This is a genomic window from Blautia sp. MSJ-36 (genome assembly GCF_018917985.1).
GTDB lineage: Bacteria > Bacillota > Clostridia > Lachnospirales > Lachnospiraceae > Blautia_A.
On the sequence record NZ_JAHLPQ010000001.1, the window covers coordinates 19,376 to 35,321 of the forward strand.

The window sequence follows — 15,946 nt, forward strand, 5'->3', positions numbered from 1 at the left end:
AACCTGGTTTTCTTAATATATAATGTTAGCTGAGAAGAGCGGAATCATTGGAAAATTCTTCGCCGCTGGCTTCTTCGAATTTATCAAGAAGATCTTTAACGGTAAGTTTTTTCTTTTCTTCACCCTGGATATCCAGAATGATTTTTCCCTCCCACATCATGATCAGGCGGTTGCCATGAGTGATAGCGTCACGCATGTTATGAGTAATCATCATGGTTGTCAGGTGATCGCGGTTTACAATCATATCAGTGATCTCAAGGACTTTGGCAGCAGTTTTTGGGTCGAGAGCTGCGGTATGTTCATCCAGAAGAAGAAGCTGAGGCTTTTTTAAGGTTGCCATCAGAAGAGTCAGAGCCTGGCGCTGACCGCCGGAGAGAAGGCCGACTTTGGAAGTAAGACGGTCTTCGAGGCCCAGACCGAGAATCTTCAGAAGCTCGTGATACTCTTCCCGTTCCTGACGGGTAATACCTGGACGGAGAAGACGGGATTTTCCGCGGCGTTTTGCAAGGGCAAGGTTTTCTTCGATACCCATAGTAGCTGCGGTTCCGGTCATAGGATCCTGGAATACACGGCCAAGGTAAGCAGCTCTTTTATATTCGGAAAGTTTTGTGACATCAGTTCCACCGATGATGATCTTTCCGGAATCTACAGGCCAGGCACCTGCAACTGCATTCAGCATAGTGGATTTACCGGCACCGTTTCCACCGATAACAGTAACAAAATCGCCCTCGTTCAGATGGAGATCCACTCCATTTAAGGCAACTTTTTCATTGATAGTACCCGGATTAAATGTTTTATGTATATCAATCAGTTTCAGCATGATTATTTACCTCCCTGTTTGGCTTTTGTAAAATATTTGCCCTTCCAGTATGGAAATGCAAGAAACAGTGCAACAACAAGGGCAGAAAGCATTTTCAGAAGGTCCGTATCAATTCCCATCCAGATAACAACCTGGAGTACCAGATAATAAAGAATGGAACCAAATACAACACTTAAGAGCTTCAGTGCAAAGTTGCGGAAAATACGGCTGAAGATTGCTTCACCGATGATAACGGCAGCAAGACCGATAACGATGGAACCACGTCCCATGTTAATATCCGCAAATCCCTGGTACTGTGTAAGAAGAGCTCCGGAAAGAGCAACCAGTCCGTTGGAAAGCATCAGAGCAAGGACTTTGTTACGGTCGGTGTTGATACCCTGTGCACGGGACATGCTTGGATTACATCCGGTAGCACGTAAGGAACAGCCAAGCTCTGTTCCAAAGAACCAGTAAAGAATCGCAATCAGAATAACGATCATAATGGCTACAATAAAAAGAGTGTTCTGTGTCAGGGAAACACCTTTAACACGTCGAAGAGATACCAGAAGATTAAATTTATCAACATTGATCGCCTGGTTTGCTTTTCCCATGATTTTTAAGTTTACGGAATAAAGGGAAAGCTGTGTCAGGATTCCGGCAAGGATGGCCGGGATCCCCATAAAGGTGTGAAAAATACCGGTGGCAAGTCCTGCCAGAAGTCCGGCACCTGTTGCAGCCAGCATGGATATCCATACGTTGTGTCCGCTAAGCATCATCATAATGCATACAGCACCGCCGGTACATAAAGTTCCATCTACGGTAAGATCCGCAATATCAAGAATACGGAACGTAATATATACGCCGATTGCCATGATTCCCCAGATAAGTCCCTGTGCGGCTGCTCCGGGAAGTGCAGTGAATAAACTCATAATCTGCATGTTAAATATCCTCCTCTTTTTTATGCACGAACAGCGAGAAGGGGAGAACCCTTCTCGCTGTATCAGTGTATAATAGGTTTTTTTACTGATTATTCAGCTGTTTCTTCTGTTTCGATTGCTTCATATCCGTCCGGAATTTTAATACCAAGCTCGTCACAGATGTCTTTGTTGTATTCTTTTGTGAATTTTGGTGCATATTCAATCGGCATTTTGGAAATATCTTTACCATCCTGAAGAATGCTGACTGCCATTTCGCCGGTTTTGTATCCAAGATCATAGTAGCTGATGGAAAGTGTTGCAACACCACATGCCTGGCAGATACCTTCTTCACCAGCGATTACCGGAACCTTTGCCGGAAGACAGATGTTATTGATGATCTCAGTATTGGATGCTACGGTATTATCTGTAGGTGCATAGATCACATCACTGTCATTGGCAGCTGTGGTAACAACGGATGAAAGATCGTTGGAATCAGAGAATGCATAATATTCACAGGTATAACCCAGCTTCTCAAGAGCATCTTTTACAGTATCTACCTGATACTGGGAATTCGGCTCTGCGGAACAGTAGAGAAGTCCGACATTTTTTGCATCCGGGAAAAGCTCATGGAGCATATCTGCCTGCTCATCAAGTGGAGCAAGGTCAGAAGTACCGGAAATGTTTCCGCCTACTGTGCCGTCGAAATCATCAATTCCAAGAGCCACACCGTATTCTGTAACGGCTGTTCCAAGGATCGGAATATCGGAAGTTCCGGCAGCAGCAGCCTGAAGAGATGCGGTTGCATTTGCAAGGATCAGGTCAGTTCCTTCAGAAACAAAGCTGTTGATAATAGTAGAACAGGTATTGGAATCACCCTGTGCATTCTGCTCATCAAATTTTACGGAATCACCCATCTTTTCGGTAATGGCATCCTCAAAGCCTTTGGTTGCCGCATCCAGAGCGTCATGCTGAACCAGCTGGCAGATACCGATGGTATAAGTCTTTTCTTCTTTTGCACTTACAGTAGCAACACAGGTTCCGGTTACGAGAGCTGCGGTAAGTACAGCTGTTAAAACACGCTTTTTCATATTCATTTCCTCCTCACGATATAATTGCATTTTTTAATTTTATAAATGCAACACTGATTGTGTTAGTATAACGCTTTAACGCTTAAAAGTCAAGAAGAATTAATGTGAAAATACGTTGATAAGAAAAATTATGCACAGAGAAAAAATATTTTCATATCCTATTATGACGGAAGGTATTGCGAGGAGAAAAATATGGCGTATAAGATTATTCTGGATGCTGGTCATGGCGGGGAAGATCCAGGAGCTGTTTATAAAGAGCGTAAAGAAAAAGACGATAATCTGAAACTTACGCTTGCTGTGGGAAAAATACTGGAGGATAAGGGTGTGGATGTAGTTTATACAAGAACTACTGATATTTATCAGACTCCTTTTGAAAAAGCAAGGCTGGCAAATGAATCTGGTGCGGATTATTTTATTTCTTTTCACAGAAACAGCAGTCCGGAATCTGAGCAATACAATGGTGTGGAGGTTCTGGTATATGATAAAAAAGGAATCAAGTATCAGATGGCGCAGAACATCGAAGGCGCTCTTGGTGAACTGGGATTTCAGGAACTGGGAGTAAAAGAACGTCCTGGACTTGTTGTACTTCGCAGAACAAAAATGCCGGCACTTCTGATAGAAACCGGATTTATCAATTCAGAAAAAGACAATCAGCTTTTTGATGAGAAATTCGAAGAAATCGCCAGAAGTATTGCAGATGCAATTCTTGGGACGCTGGATGAGGAAACCGTAGATGCACCATTGTATTACCGTGTACAGACAGGCGCTTTTCGTAATCGTGAAAATGCGGACCGGATGCTGTACCAGCTGACGGACCAGGGATTTCCGGCTTTTATTCTGAAAGAAAATGATCTCTATAAAGTTCAGGTAGGCGCATATATGCAGCTTGGAAATGCAGTGAATATGGAACAGCGTCTCAGAGACAGTGGATACAGTACTGTGATTGTAACAAAATAATGCCGGGAATAGGATCGTAGATGTGAGTTTTACAATCTGCTGGTGCGTATTATAAAAAAGAGTGCTATGATACAGCTGATATGATATGAGAAAAAAGCGGAATGAATGCTTGGCGTTAGGATTCCGTTAAAAATACACAAATAAGGAAGGAAACGCACAAAATGTATGAGGAATTTCTGAAACAGATCGAAGATTTTATATTTGTGGAGGATCTGCCGGAAAAAGCGGACATAATTTTTGTTCCGGGAAACGGATATCCGCAGATGGCAGAAAAAGCGGCCGAACTGTACCGGAAAGGACTGGCGCAGAAGATTTTGCCAAGTGGTAGATACAGCATTACTGTGGGAAAATTTGCCGGGGTGCTGGATAAAAAGGAATGTTATGGAGGAACATACGGGACGGAATGGGAATTTCTCAGGGATGTTCTTATGAGAAACGGAGTACCGGAAGAAATGATTCTGAAAGAAGATCAGGCTACATTTACGTATGAAAACGCAATTTATTCCAGACAGGTAACAGACAGAGAACAGCTGAATATTCAGAAGGCGATTCTCTGCTGTAAAACCTGTCATGCAAGACGTGCGCTGATGTATTACAAAATGCTGTATCCGGATACAAAATTCTTTGTAGTTCCATGTTGTGTGGATTCGATAGATAAAAGCACATGGAGTGAGACAAATGAAGGAATTGATGAGGTAATGGGGGAAATAACACGAATAATCAAACAGTTTTCACTGATGCTTAAAAAAAATTAATTTGGGGGTGTCGTAAAAAAAAGAATTGTGTTATAATGCTTTTGACGAAAAAACGAAATATCTGTTACGAAAGATTAACAAGATATTAATTTTTGGAGAAATATTGATTCGGGCGCGTGATAAATGCGTTCGATATTTTATATAGAAGAATTTTCAGAAAAAAATCAGATATAAAACGAAGATTTTGAATATAGAGGTGCAGATTATTATGAAAAAGAATACAAAGAATACTTTTGGCAGAAGCTTTTCAATACTGGCGGCAGCGGCGTTGTCTATGACTTTAATCGGTGGACAGGCTTTTCCGACATATGCGGGCAGTTCTTCCGGGATTGAGACAGGAGCCATGATTCCGGATAATATTACGATTGACACTCCTACAGCTCTGGCGAATGTCGCACTTCCATCGAATGAATATGGAACACTTTCCTGGGTTGATGGTTCTTATGTCCCACAGAAACGGGTCCAGTCCTGTGAAGTTGTATTTAAACCTTCCGCAGGTGCAGATCTTTCCGGACTTCCAGGGTGGGACAGTGCGTCCGGGACTCTTACCGGATATGTGACAGTTGTTGTGAGCAGCCTGGACAGCGCATCGGAAGATACCGATAATGATGAACAGAAAGATTCTTCTCAGTCTGATGAATCTTATGACACAGAAAACAGTGATAAAGACAGCAAAGATGTTTCTGACAAAGAGACACAGCAGGACAGTAAGGATGAGAATGCAGATCAGGAGGATTCTTCCAGTGACAGTTCTTCCGCTGACAGCAGTACAGACAAAAATTCAGATTCTTCCACAGATGTGAAAGATCCGGCTGAGGAGGATAAGAATGAGGAAGATCCGGAGGTAACAGAAGTTCCGGATATTACGGTAACACCGGTTCAGAAAGATGACAGCCAGAACACAGAAGAAAAAGAGGAAGAAACTGCTGAGACAACTGTGACACCGGCAGCCAGTGATACAGGCGATAATACAGAGGACACTGACAATAATAAAAAAGAGAACAATTCTGAAATAACAGAGATTCCGGAAATAACGGAAAATCCGGATGAAAATACAGATAATATCTTTGACCGAAAAGATGAGCCGGAAGATAAACGTCCACAGAATGCAGCTACAGACATTACAGAGACAGAGATGGAAGCGATTGCACAGCAGAATCATACCTGTGATGGAATTACAGTATCCGGTATAGATCTTCCATGGTATGTACAGTTCCGTGTTTCCGGCGGAGATGATTATCAGTTCACAAACGAAGAAGATGCGGCTATTTTTAAATCCTATGAATTTGAGCTCTGGGATACACAGAAGAATACAGAGTATAAAATTCCGGATGGTGAGTACATCAGCGTAACCGTGCCGGTAAAAGCAGGCTATACATATTCTATTGAGCATCTTCTTGACAATGGCGCTATGGAAACGATCATTCCAAGTGTTGACGGAGATACTATGACATTTAGTACACATTCCTTCAGCCCGTTCGGTATTGCAGGAAGTAAATCTCTGGTAGGACCGGATGCTGGAAGTGACAGCAGTGTGACAGTGACACCGGCAGCGGATACTTCATCCTCAGATACAGGAGCAAGCAGTTCTGTGGATACCTCCAGCGACAGCAGTGAAAGTACAGATGAAATGGATACGTCCCAAGATCTGTCTTCCGGAACTGCAGAGCTGACAGACTCTTCTTCACAGAACGATACGGAGAGCAGTGAGTCCGAAGATCAGTCTTCACAGGCGAAATCCAAGAAACAGGTAAATACCGGAGATACGACACAGATTCTTCCGTTTGTGATCCTGTTTGTGGCAGCGGCAGTTGTAGCCGGCGTGGTGGTATTTCTTAAAAAGAGAAAGAAATAAATAACAAGAATAAGAGCAGAAGCCCTCCCGTATAATGAGACTGGGAGGGCTTTTTATGCGTGTAAAAACAGTGTTATGGTCACTATTGCTGGCTTACGGACTGACAGGAATTTTTCTTTTGTTACTGGCTTTTCTTCTTTTTCAGTTTGAACTGGGAGAGGGAGCGGCAGCTGCGGGAACCGTTTTTATTTATGTGGCATCCTGCCTGGCCGGAGGTTTGGCAGCCGGTAAAATTATGCGTAAGAACCGTTACCTGTGGGGAATCGTTACAGGGCTTTCTTATTATGTTCTTCTGCTTTTAGTATCTTTTCTGGCACAGGGAAAATGGGATATGACTTTTGCTCATGCAGTGACTACTTTTTTTATGTGCCTGGGCGGTGGAGCCATCGGGGGAATGCTGTCGTAAAAGCTTGCAAAAAAATGCTTTGAAAATCGACAATTTTATGCTATACTAGGCGGAGAATAGAATACATAAAGGAGGATATATCATGGAACATATCAAGACATTAAATACAAAGAACCTTCAGAACACGGTTAAGAAGGGTGGATGTGGTGAATGTCAGACATCCTGTCAGTCTGCTTGCAAGACTTCCTGTACAGTAGGAAACCAGAGCTGCGAGCATAAATAAGAAGCAGCCGTTGAATGAGTGGAAAGCAGCGGGAGACCCGCTGCTTCACTTGTTTTATCTGAAAGTAACAGGTATCCAGCAAAACGCGCCGGAGGGCGCGTTTTGTCGGGTTATAAAAGATTTTTAGAAAGGATTGCGGGAAGATGAGTCTGATTCACCGTTATCAGAGTAATGGATATAATATCGTGCTGGACATCAACAGCGGCTGTATCCACCTTGTAGATGAAGTAACCTACGAGGTACTGCCGTATCTGGAAGAAGGCATGGAAACGGATGCTATTGCCGAGAAGCTTGGCGACCGTTTTAAGAAAGAAGATGTGGAAACATCAGTAACTGAATGTAAGAAGCTAAAGGAACAGGGAATGCTTTTTACAAAGGATATTTATGAGAATATCATTGACGAATTTACCAAGAACCGTCAGACCGTTGTAAAGGCTCTCTGCCTTCATATTGCCCATGACTGTAATCTGGCATGCAGATACTGTTTTGCGGAAGAAGGAGAGTATCATGGAAGACGTGCGCTGATGTCCTTTGAAGTTGGAAAGAAGGCACTGGATTTCCTGATCGCCAATTCCGGTTCCAGAAAGAATCTGGAAGTGGATTTCTTTGGCGGCGAGCCGCTTATGAACTGGCAGGTTGTAAAGGATCTTGTGAAATATGGAAGAGAGCAGGAGAAGCTTCATAATAAGAAATTCCGTTTCACACTGACAACCAATGGCGTTCTTTTAAATGATGAGGTTATGGAATTCTGTAACAAAGAGATGGGAAATGTAGTTTTAAGTGTGGACGGAAGAAAAGAAGTCCATGATTACATGCGCCCGTTCCGTAAAGGTGCAGGAAGTTATGATCTGATCATGCCGAAATTCGAGAAATTTGCGGAGTCCAGAAATCAGGACAAGTATTATGTAAGAGGAACCTTTACCCATCATAATCTTGATTTTTCCCAGGATGTTCTTCATCTGGCTGACCTTGGCTTCAAACAGATCTCTGTGGAGCCGGTTGTAGCAGCAGATACAGAAGAGTATGCCATCCGTGAGGAGGATATTCCTCAGATCCTGGAACAGTATGACATTCTTGCAAAAGAAATGATCAAAAGAGAAAAAGAGGGAAAAGGATTCAACTTCTTCCACTTTATGATCGACCTTACCGGTGGTCCGTGTGTATACAAACGTCTTTCCGGATGTGGCTCAGGAACCGAGTACCTGGCTGTCACACCGTGGGGAGATTTTTATCCATGTCACCAGTTTGTCGGTGAGGAGCAGTACCTCATGGGTAATGTAGACGAGGGAATCACAAAACCTGAAATCGTAAAAGATTTCGGAAGATGTAACGTCTACACAAAACCGGACTGTAAAGACTGTTTTGCCAGATTCTACTGCAGCGGTGGCTGTGCGGCAAATGGTTATCATTTCGGCGGAGATATCCGGGGGAATTATAAGATCGGATGCGAACTCCAGAGGAAGCGTGTGGAGTGCGCTATCATGATAAAAGCCGCTTTGGCGGAATAAGAGAGGAAAAAGAAAATGAAGAAAAGTAGAGGAATTGCAGTGCTGCTTCTGACAGCAATTGTCACAGTATTCTTCTGCTATGTGGCTGCGGTAGGCATTGGCCCTACAGGTACAGGTTCGGCTAAGAACATCAACACCGGACTTGATCTTGCCGGCGGTGTCAGCATCACATACCAGGCTAAGGACAGCAATCCGAGCAAGGAAGACATGTCCGATACTGTTTACAAGATGCAGCAGCGTGTTTCTCAGTACAGTACTGAGGCACAGGCGTATCAGGAAGGTTCCAACCGTATTACCATTGAGATTCCGGGAGTATCAGATGCAAATGCGATCCTGGAGGAACTTGGAAAACCAGGTTCCCTGTATTTCATTGATCAGACAGATGCAGACGGAAACCAGAACTTTACAACAGGAAACAGCGAGAGCGGATATGTCCTTGCAAGAAGCATTGAGGATATCCAGAAGGCCGGCTCTGTTGTACTGGAAGGTACAGACGTTGCAGATGCTGAGGGAGGTGCATATCAGGATTCATCCACAAGCTCCCAGAAATACGCAGTCAGCCTGACTCTTACAAAAGATGGAAAAACCAAATTTGCGGAAGCTACCAAGGCAAATGTTGGCAAGCAGATCGCAATCGTATATGACAATCAGGTGTTAAGTGCTCCGAATGTAAATGAGGAGATCTCCGGTGGAAAAGCACAGATCACCGGAATGGCAAGTACCGAAGAGGCACAGAACCTTGCTTCTTACATAAGAATTGGTTCCTTAAGCCTTGAGCTTACTGAGCTTCGTTCCAGTGTAGTTGCTGCACAGCTTGGTGAGGAAGCTATTGCTACAAGTGTGAAAGCCGGAGCGATCGGCCTTGTGATCGTTATGCTGATCATGATCATCGCATACCGTATTCCTGGACTGGTTGCATCTGTTGCACTGGTTCTTTATACAACCTTAATGCTGATCACATTGAATGCCTTTGATATCACCCTTACGCTTCCGGGTATTGCAGGTATCATCCTGGGCATTGGTATGGCGGTGGATGCCAACGTTATCATCTACGCCAGAATCCGTGAGGAGATCGCAGCAGGTCTTTCGGTCCATGCAGCGATCAAGAGCGGATTTGGCAAAGCGTTTTCCGCTATTTTTGATGGAAACATCACAACACTGATCGCAGCCTGCGTGCTGATGTGGCTGGGTTCCGGTTCCGTTAAGGGATTTGCCTATACACTGGCAATGGGTATCGTGATCTCCATGTTTACAGCACTGGTTGTGTCCAGACTTGTCATCAATGCAGTATACGCAGTTGGTATCCGTGATCCGAAATTCTACGGCGTTGCCAAAGAGCGTAAGGTTGTGGATTTTGTTGGAAAGAGAAAGATCTTCTTTACCATTTCCATTATCCTGATCCTCTGCGGGCCTGTGGGAATGCTGGTTCACAGCAATGTGATCGGTGACAAAGCCATGAATTACAGCCTGGAGTTCTCCGGCGGTACTTCTACCAATGTAACTTTCAACAAAGAGATGGATATCAAAGAGATCGACTCTGAGGTAACACCGGTTGTTGAGGCCGTGACAGGAGATAAGAACGTACAGCCGACCAAAGTTCAGGGAACCAATCAGGTAGTGATCAAAACACGTTCTCTGGACCTTAAGGAACGTGAAGCACTGAACAAGGCACTGGAAGAAAACTTTGATGTAGACACAAGCCTGATCACATCTGAGAATATTTCCGCTACCGTCAGCAATGAGATGAGAAGAGATGCTATCGTAGCCGTTATCGTAGCTGCGATCTTCATGCTTCTTTACATCTGGTTCCGTTTCAAGGATATCCGCTTTGCAAGCAGTGCGGTACTTGCACTTCTTCATGATGTCCTGGTTGTACTTGCATTTTATGTTATTTCCAGAACATCTGTGGGAAATACATTTATCGCGTGTATGCTGACGATTGTAGGTTATTCTATCAATGCCACCATCGTTATCTTCGACCGTATCCGTGAGAATATGAAGGGCAGAAAGAAAGTTGAAGATGAGAAACTGAAAGAGATCGTAAACGCCAGTGTTACAGAAACTCTGACACGAAGCATTTACACATCTCTGACAACATTTGTAATGGTCGCAATTCTTTATGTGATGGGTGTTTCCTCTATTAAAGAATTTGCAGCACCTCTGATGGTAGGTATCATCGGTGGAGCATATTCTTCTGTATGCATCACAGGTGCTCTGTGGTACACCATGAAGACTTTCGGAAAGAACCGCGTTGCCGCACCGGCAGCTGCAGCAGCATCCGTTAAGACTTCCCCTGAGAAATCTGAGAAAAAGGCTAAACAGCCATCTGGCCAGCCGACAGTGCAGCAGCCAAAGAAGAAAAACCGTAAAAGAGTTGCAGACCGCCTTGCAGCGCAGGAAGCAGCAAAACAGCAGAATGATGAGGAGAAATCTGAATAAAACTGCCAGATAACAGAAACGTTCCGTACCGGGAAAGATAATTTCCCGGCGGAACGTTTTTTTGTGGCATTTTTTGTGCGGAACAAAAAACTTGCAGCCATGCAGGATTATGGGTTACAATATTATTATTGTGTCGCTTTGAAGGAAGAAAGCGGCAGAGCATCAAGGAGGAAACAACATGGAACGATGGGTTGTTGCTGCAAAACGGGCGGATTTTGCGGCAATTGGAAAAGAGTTCGGGATCGATCCGGTGATCGCCAGACTGATCCGGAACCGTGATGTACAGGACAGAGAGGAGATCCGCAGATACCTTCACGGAACAGTAAAAGAACTGGCTTCTCCGCATTTAATGAAAGATGTGGATAAAGCAGTGGAGATCCTGCGAAACAAGATAAAAGAAAAAAAGCGTATCCGTATTATCGGAGATTATGATATTGATGGCGTAGTGTCCACGTTCATCCTCATTAAAGGACTGAAGCGAGTAGGTGCACTGGCAGATACATACATTCCGGACCGGGTGGCTGATGGATATGGAATCCATGAGCACCTGATTGAAAGAGCAGTGAATGACGGGATTGATGTAATTGTTACCTGTGATAACGGGATTGCAGCATACAATGAAATTGCGATGGCAAAGGAAAAAGGAATGACAGTGATCATAACCGATCATCATGAGATTCCCTATAAAGAAACGGAAGATGGAAGAGAGCTGATCCTTCCGCCGGCCGACGCCATTGTAAATCCAAAACAGCCGGATTGTAACTACCCGGAAAAAAGACTCTGCGGGGCAGTGGTTGCCCTGAAACTTGTGACAGCTCTCTATGAAGCATGTGGTATTCCCTCAAAAGAGCTGGAGGGCTTTCTGGAACTGGGGGCCATTGCCACAGTAGGAGATGTCATGGATCTTCAGGGAGAAAACCGTATCCTTGTAAAAGAAGGGCTGAGAAGACTTTCTCACACTTCCAACAAAGGCCTCCGTGAACTGATCCGTGCCAACGGTCTGGAGGATGGGCCGATTACTGCTTATCATGTAGGATTTGTGCTGGGGCCATGTATCAATGCCAGCGGAAGACTGGATACCGCTGCACGCTCTTTGAAACTTCTCTGCGCGGAGACGGAAGAGGAAGCAGCAAAACTTGCCGGTGATCTGACCGCGTTGAATCAGAGCAGAAAAGCTCTTACCGAAGAAGGAAAAGAAGAAGCGATCCGTATTGTGGAAGAGACAGAAATCGGACAGGACCGTGTTCTTGTGATCTATTTACCGGACTGTCACGAAAGTCTTGCCGGAATTATCGCAGGACGTATCCGGGAAAAGTACAATAAACCGGTCTTTGTTCTGACAAAAGGGGAAACAATGGTAAAGGGCAGCGGCCGTTCCATAGAAAGCTATTCCATGTTTGAGGAACTGGTAAAATGCGGTGATCTGATGGAACAGTATGGAGGTCACCCCATGGCTGCAGGATTATCCATCAAAGAAGAAAATGTGGAAGAATTTCGCAGACGGTTAAACGAAAACTGTACATTGACAGAAAAAGATCTGATGCCAAAGATCGTTATCGATGTGCCGATGCCGGTTTCCTATATTAATAAGGAGCTTGTGGAAGAGATATCCCTGCTGGAACCTTTCGGAAAAGGAAATACCAAGCCGATTTTTGCCCAGAAAGGACTTCGTGTTTTAAGCAGTCGTGTTCTTGGTAAAAATAGGAATGTGGCCAAACTTCAGCTCTCAGACAGCACCGGCTGTGTGATGGAAGCGGTCTATTTTGGAGAAGCAGATGAATTTGTAAATCAGGTAAAAAACAGCAGCTCTATTGCGGTAACCTATTATCCGGAGATCAACAGATACCAGGGAAGAGAGACTTTGCAGATTGTGATCCGAAATTATCTTACGGAATAAAAGGAGATTCGGCTGTACACTGGGCAATATGCAATCCAAAGCCTGTCGGAATTCTGCGAGTTCTGTCGGGTTGCACATTGATTCCCTACAGAAAAAGTGCTATACTATCTATCATCTGATTGACAAATTAAACCATTGGAGGTTATTATGAAAAAAATAGAAGAATATGTAAGAAGTATCCCGGACTTTCCAGAGCCAGGGATTATTTTCCGTGACGTTACCAGTGTTATCCAGGATGCGGATGGATTACAGCTTGCGATTGATTCCATGCAGGACTGTCTGAAAGGTGTAGATTTCGATGTGATCACAGGTCTTGAATCCAGAGGCTTTATCTTTGGTATGCCGATCGCATACAATCTTCATAAACCATTCGTTCTGGTACGTAAAGCAGGAAAACTCCCATGTGAGACCATTTCCAGAACTTACGATCTGGAATATGGAAGTGCAACGATCGAGATGCATAAGGATTCTATCAAGCCAGGACAGAAGGTTGTAATCGTAGATGACCTGATCGCTACAGGCGGAAGCGTGGAAGCAGCTATTAAGCTTGTGGAAGAGCTTGGCGGCATCGTTGTGAAAGTTGTTTTCCTCATGGAGCTTGCAGGCCTGAAAGGACGTGAGCGTCTGAAAGGCTATGATGTAGCATCTGTGATCTGCTACGACGGAAAGTAATTTTTGTCGGTGGAAGGGGATGTGAACTGTTGTAGTCATACGGCAGTATGAAATTGTGCACAGGCAGGTGGGATTTAATGGCAGAGACAAAAAATACGGAAAAACAGAACATTGAAATACAGAAGGAAGAAGAAAAAGAAAAAATGGAATCTGTCCGGAAGGCAGATGCGGCGGTGAAATCCATGCATGATTTTACAAGCCCTGAGGTTCTTTATCAGGAGCTGATAAAAAGCGTGAAGAAATATCATCCGTCCACAGATATCTCCATGATCGAAAAGGCCTATAAAGTGGCTAGTGAGGCACATAAGGATCAGAAACGTAAATCTGGTGAGCCTTATATCATTCATCCTCTCTGTGTAGCGATCATCCTTGCGGATCTTGAGCTGGATAAGGAGACCATTGTGGCAGGTCTTCTTCATGATGCAGTAGAAGATACCTGGATGACTTATGAAGAAGTGGAAAAGGAATTCGGTTCTGAGGTAGCACTTCTGGTAGATGGTGTTACCAAGCTGGGACAGCTGTCCTATTCCAAGGATAAGGTAGAGGTTCAGGCTGAGAACTTAAGGAAGATGTTCCTTGCGATGGCCAAGGATATCCGCGTTATCCTGATCAAACTTGCAGACCGTCTTCATAATATGCGTACCCTGCAGTATATGAGACCGGAGAAACAGCAGGAGAAGGCAAGAGAGACCATGGATATTTATGCTCCCATTGCCATGCGTCTTGGTATTTCCAAGATCAAGGTAGAGCTGGATGATCTTTCACTTAAATATCTGAAACCAGATGTTTATTATGACCTTGTAGAAAAAGTAGCCCTTCGTAAAAGTGCCCGTGAAGCGTTTGTCAATTCTATTGTGAAGCAGGTAAAGCAGCACATGGAAGATGCCAACATCAAGGCGCAGGTGGATGGCCGTGTGAAACATTTCTTCAGTATTTATAAGAAAATGGTCAACCAGGACAAGACCATTGACCAGATCTATGATCTGTTTGCCGTGCGTATCATTGTGGACACCGTAAAAGACTGTTATGCAGCACTTGGTGTTATCCATGAGATGTACAAGCCGATCCCGGGTAGATTTAAAGATTATATCGCAATGCCGAAAGCCAACATGTATCAGTCTCTGCATACAACACTGATTGGCCCCAACGGACAGCCTTTCGAGATCCAGATCCGTACATTCGAAATGCATAAAACCGCAGAATATGGTATTGCAGCCCACTGGAAATATAAGGAAACTTCCGATGGCAAGAAACCTGGCAAGAGCGAGGAGGAGAAGCTGAACTGGCTGCGCCAGATCCTGGAGTGGCAGCGAGACATGTCCGATAACCGGGAGTTCATGAGCCTTCTGAAAAACGACCTGGATCTTTTTGCAGACAGTGTTTACTGTTTCACGCCTCAGGGTGATGTCAAAACTCTCCCCAATGGTTCCACACCAATCGATTTTGCATACAGCGTGCACAGTGCAGTAGGAAATAAGATGGTAGGTGCCAGAGTCAATGGTAAACTGGTTCCTATTGAGTACAAGATCAAAAACGGCGACCGTATTGAGATCATCACATCTCAGAATTCTCAGGGCCCAAGCCGTGACTGGCTGAAGATTGTAAAGAGTACACAGGCTAAGAACAAGATCAACCAGTGGTTTAAGAAAGAACTGAAAGAAGATAATATCCTGAAAGGTAAGGACATGCTGAATCAGTATGCCAAGACCAAAGGATTTAAACCAGGCCTGTACACCAAGCCGCAGTATATGGAATCCGTAATGCATAAATACGGTTTCCGTGACTGGGATTCCGTACTGGCAGCTATCGGACATGGCGGCCTGAAGGAAGGCCAGGTGTTCAATAAATTGGTAGAAGCCTATGAGCGGGAGCACAAGAAGAATCTTACAGATGAGCAGGTTCTGGAAGCTGCTTCCGAGTCACAGGAGAAGCTGCACATTGCCAAGAGCAAGAGTGGCATTGTGGTAAAAGGTATCCACGATGTGGCAGTCCGCTTTTCCAAATGCTGCAGTCCAATCCCTGGAGATGAGATCGTGGGATTTGTCACAAGAGGAAGAGGAATCACCATTCACCGTACGGACTGTGTGAATGTCCTCAATATGCCGGAGATCGACCGGAAACGTCTCATTGAGGCAGAGTGGCAGATGCCGGATAAGGCTGATTCTGAGAAATATGAGGCAGAGATCCAGGTTTACGCAAACAACCGTACCGGACTTCTGGTAGATATTTCCAAGATCTTTACAGAGCGGAAGATCGATCTTCGTTCCATCAACAGCCGTACCAACAAGCAGGAACGTGCGACGATCTCCATGTCCTTTAATGTATGCAGTAAACAGGAACTAAATTCCCTGATCGAGAAGATCCGTCAGGTTGAAAGTGTTCTTGATGTAGAAAGAACAACGGGCTGACCCGATAAATGGAGGAAATTTT

Annotated in this window: 13 protein-coding genes; 10 read left to right on the forward strand and 3 right to left on the reverse strand. The window is 44.4% G+C overall.

Translation table 11 applies throughout. The features are described 5' to 3' along the window. Nucleotides 1-25 precede the first annotated feature (25 nt). The 3 genes from KQI39_RS00125 to KQI39_RS00135 form a co-directional block, all read right to left on the reverse strand. Nucleotides 26-820 carry an ABC transporter ATP-binding protein gene (locus tag KQI39_RS00125; protein WP_021977269.1) on the reverse strand — a complete coding sequence of 265 codons (795 nt, stop codon included), beginning with the start codon at nt 818-820 and terminating at the stop codon, nt 26-28. A 2-nt stretch (nt 821-822) separates the two neighbouring features. Beyond that, nucleotides 823-1,737, reverse strand: a complete 915-nt coding sequence (locus KQI39_RS00130; RefSeq protein WP_148446527.1) for an ABC transporter permease — start codon at nt 1,735-1,737, stop codon at nt 823-825. Between the two features lie 89 nt (nt 1,738-1,826). Beyond that, entirely contained in the window at nt 1,827-2,804 is a 978-nt protein-coding gene (locus KQI39_RS00135; protein ID WP_216415651.1) for an ABC transporter substrate-binding protein, read from the reverse strand. Between the two features lie 192 nt (nt 2,805-2,996). On the opposite strand from KQI39_RS00135, the gene KQI39_RS00140 reads away from it, so the two are divergent. The 10 genes from KQI39_RS00140 to KQI39_RS00185 all read left to right on the forward strand — a co-directional run bounded on the left by KQI39_RS00140 (nt 2,997) and on the right by KQI39_RS00185 (nt 15,924). Next, complete coding sequence (locus tag KQI39_RS00140; RefSeq protein ID WP_148446523.1) at nt 2,997-3,761, forward strand: N-acetylmuramoyl-L-alanine amidase; 765 nt, start codon at nt 2,997-2,999, stop codon at nt 3,759-3,761. A 161-nt stretch (nt 3,762-3,922) separates the two neighbouring features. Beyond that, a complete protein-coding gene (locus KQI39_RS00145) occupies nt 3,923-4,516 on the forward strand; it encodes a YdcF family protein (protein ID WP_148446521.1) in 594 nt (197 codons plus the stop codon). 208 nt (nt 4,517-4,724) lie between these two features. After that, nucleotides 4,725-6,371 (forward strand): hypothetical protein, encoded by a 1,647-nt coding sequence (locus KQI39_RS00150; RefSeq protein WP_173762324.1) that lies wholly within the window; start codon nt 4,725-4,727, stop codon nt 6,369-6,371. A 55-nt stretch (nt 6,372-6,426) separates the two neighbouring features. Further along, entirely contained in the window at nt 6,427-6,777 is a 351-nt protein-coding gene (locus KQI39_RS00155) for a TIGR04086 family membrane protein (protein ID WP_148446517.1), read from the forward strand. Nucleotides 6,778-6,859: 82 nt separating this feature from the next. Beyond that, nucleotides 6,860-7,000 carry a six-cysteine ranthipeptide SCIFF gene (gene scfA / locus KQI39_RS00160; RefSeq protein WP_015524633.1) on the forward strand — a complete coding sequence of 47 codons (141 nt, stop codon included), beginning with the start codon at nt 6,860-6,862 and terminating at the stop codon, nt 6,998-7,000. Between the two features lie 143 nt (nt 7,001-7,143). Further along, on the forward strand, nt 7,144-8,508 hold the full coding sequence (scfB, locus tag KQI39_RS00165) for a thioether cross-link-forming SCIFF peptide maturase (RefSeq protein WP_216415654.1): 1,365 nt from the start codon (nt 7,144-7,146) through the stop codon (nt 8,506-8,508). A gap of 15 nt (nt 8,509-8,523) precedes the next feature. Then, nucleotides 8,524-10,947 carry a protein translocase subunit SecD gene (gene secD / locus KQI39_RS00170; protein WP_216415656.1) on the forward strand — a complete coding sequence of 808 codons (2,424 nt, stop codon included), beginning with the start codon at nt 8,524-8,526 and terminating at the stop codon, nt 10,945-10,947. A 178-nt stretch (nt 10,948-11,125) separates the two neighbouring features. Beyond that, entirely contained in the window at nt 11,126-12,844 is a 1,719-nt protein-coding gene (gene recJ / locus KQI39_RS00175; RefSeq protein WP_216415658.1) for a single-stranded-DNA-specific exonuclease RecJ, read from the forward strand. A gap of 147 nt (nt 12,845-12,991) precedes the next feature. Next, nucleotides 12,992-13,516, forward strand: a complete 525-nt coding sequence (locus tag KQI39_RS00180; RefSeq protein WP_021977278.1) for an adenine phosphoribosyltransferase — start codon at nt 12,992-12,994, stop codon at nt 13,514-13,516. Nucleotides 13,517-13,593: 77 nt separating this feature from the next. After that, entirely contained in the window at nt 13,594-15,924 is a 2,331-nt protein-coding gene (locus KQI39_RS00185; RefSeq protein WP_021977279.1) for a RelA/SpoT family protein, read from the forward strand. Nucleotides 15,925-15,946: the final 22 nt, after the last annotated feature.

Coding starts and splice junctions, on each gene's coding strand:
- KQI39_RS00185 (WP_021977279.1), top strand. CDS start 13,594: ATGGCAGAGACAAAAAATACGGAAAAACAGAACATTGAAATACAGAAG.
- scfA (WP_015524633.1), top strand. CDS start 6,860: ATGGAACATATCAAGACATTAAATACAAAGAACCTTCAGAACACGGTT.
- recJ (WP_216415658.1), top strand. CDS start 11,126: ATGGAACGATGGGTTGTTGCTGCAAAACGGGCGGATTTTGCGGCAATT.
- KQI39_RS00140 (WP_148446523.1), top strand. CDS start 2,997: ATGGCGTATAAGATTATTCTGGATGCTGGTCATGGCGGGGAAGATCCA.
- KQI39_RS00125 (WP_021977269.1), bottom strand. CDS start 820: ATGCTGAAACTGATTGATATACATAAAACATTTAATCCGGGTACTATC.
- scfB (WP_216415654.1), top strand. CDS start 7,144: ATGAGTCTGATTCACCGTTATCAGAGTAATGGATATAATATCGTGCTG.
- KQI39_RS00130 (WP_148446527.1), bottom strand. CDS start 1,737: ATGCAGATTATGAGTTTATTCACTGCACTTCCCGGAGCAGCCGCACAG.
- KQI39_RS00135 (WP_216415651.1), bottom strand. CDS start 2,804: ATGAAAAAGCGTGTTTTAACAGCTGTACTTACCGCAGCTCTCGTAACC.
- KQI39_RS00155 (WP_148446517.1), top strand. CDS start 6,427: ATGCGTGTAAAAACAGTGTTATGGTCACTATTGCTGGCTTACGGACTG.
- secD (WP_216415656.1), top strand. CDS start 8,524: ATGAAGAAAAGTAGAGGAATTGCAGTGCTGCTTCTGACAGCAATTGTC.
- KQI39_RS00145 (WP_148446521.1), top strand. CDS start 3,923: ATGTATGAGGAATTTCTGAAACAGATCGAAGATTTTATATTTGTGGAG.
- KQI39_RS00150 (WP_173762324.1), top strand. CDS start 4,725: ATGAAAAAGAATACAAAGAATACTTTTGGCAGAAGCTTTTCAATACTG.
- KQI39_RS00180 (WP_021977278.1), top strand. CDS start 12,992: ATGAAAAAAATAGAAGAATATGTAAGAAGTATCCCGGACTTTCCAGAG.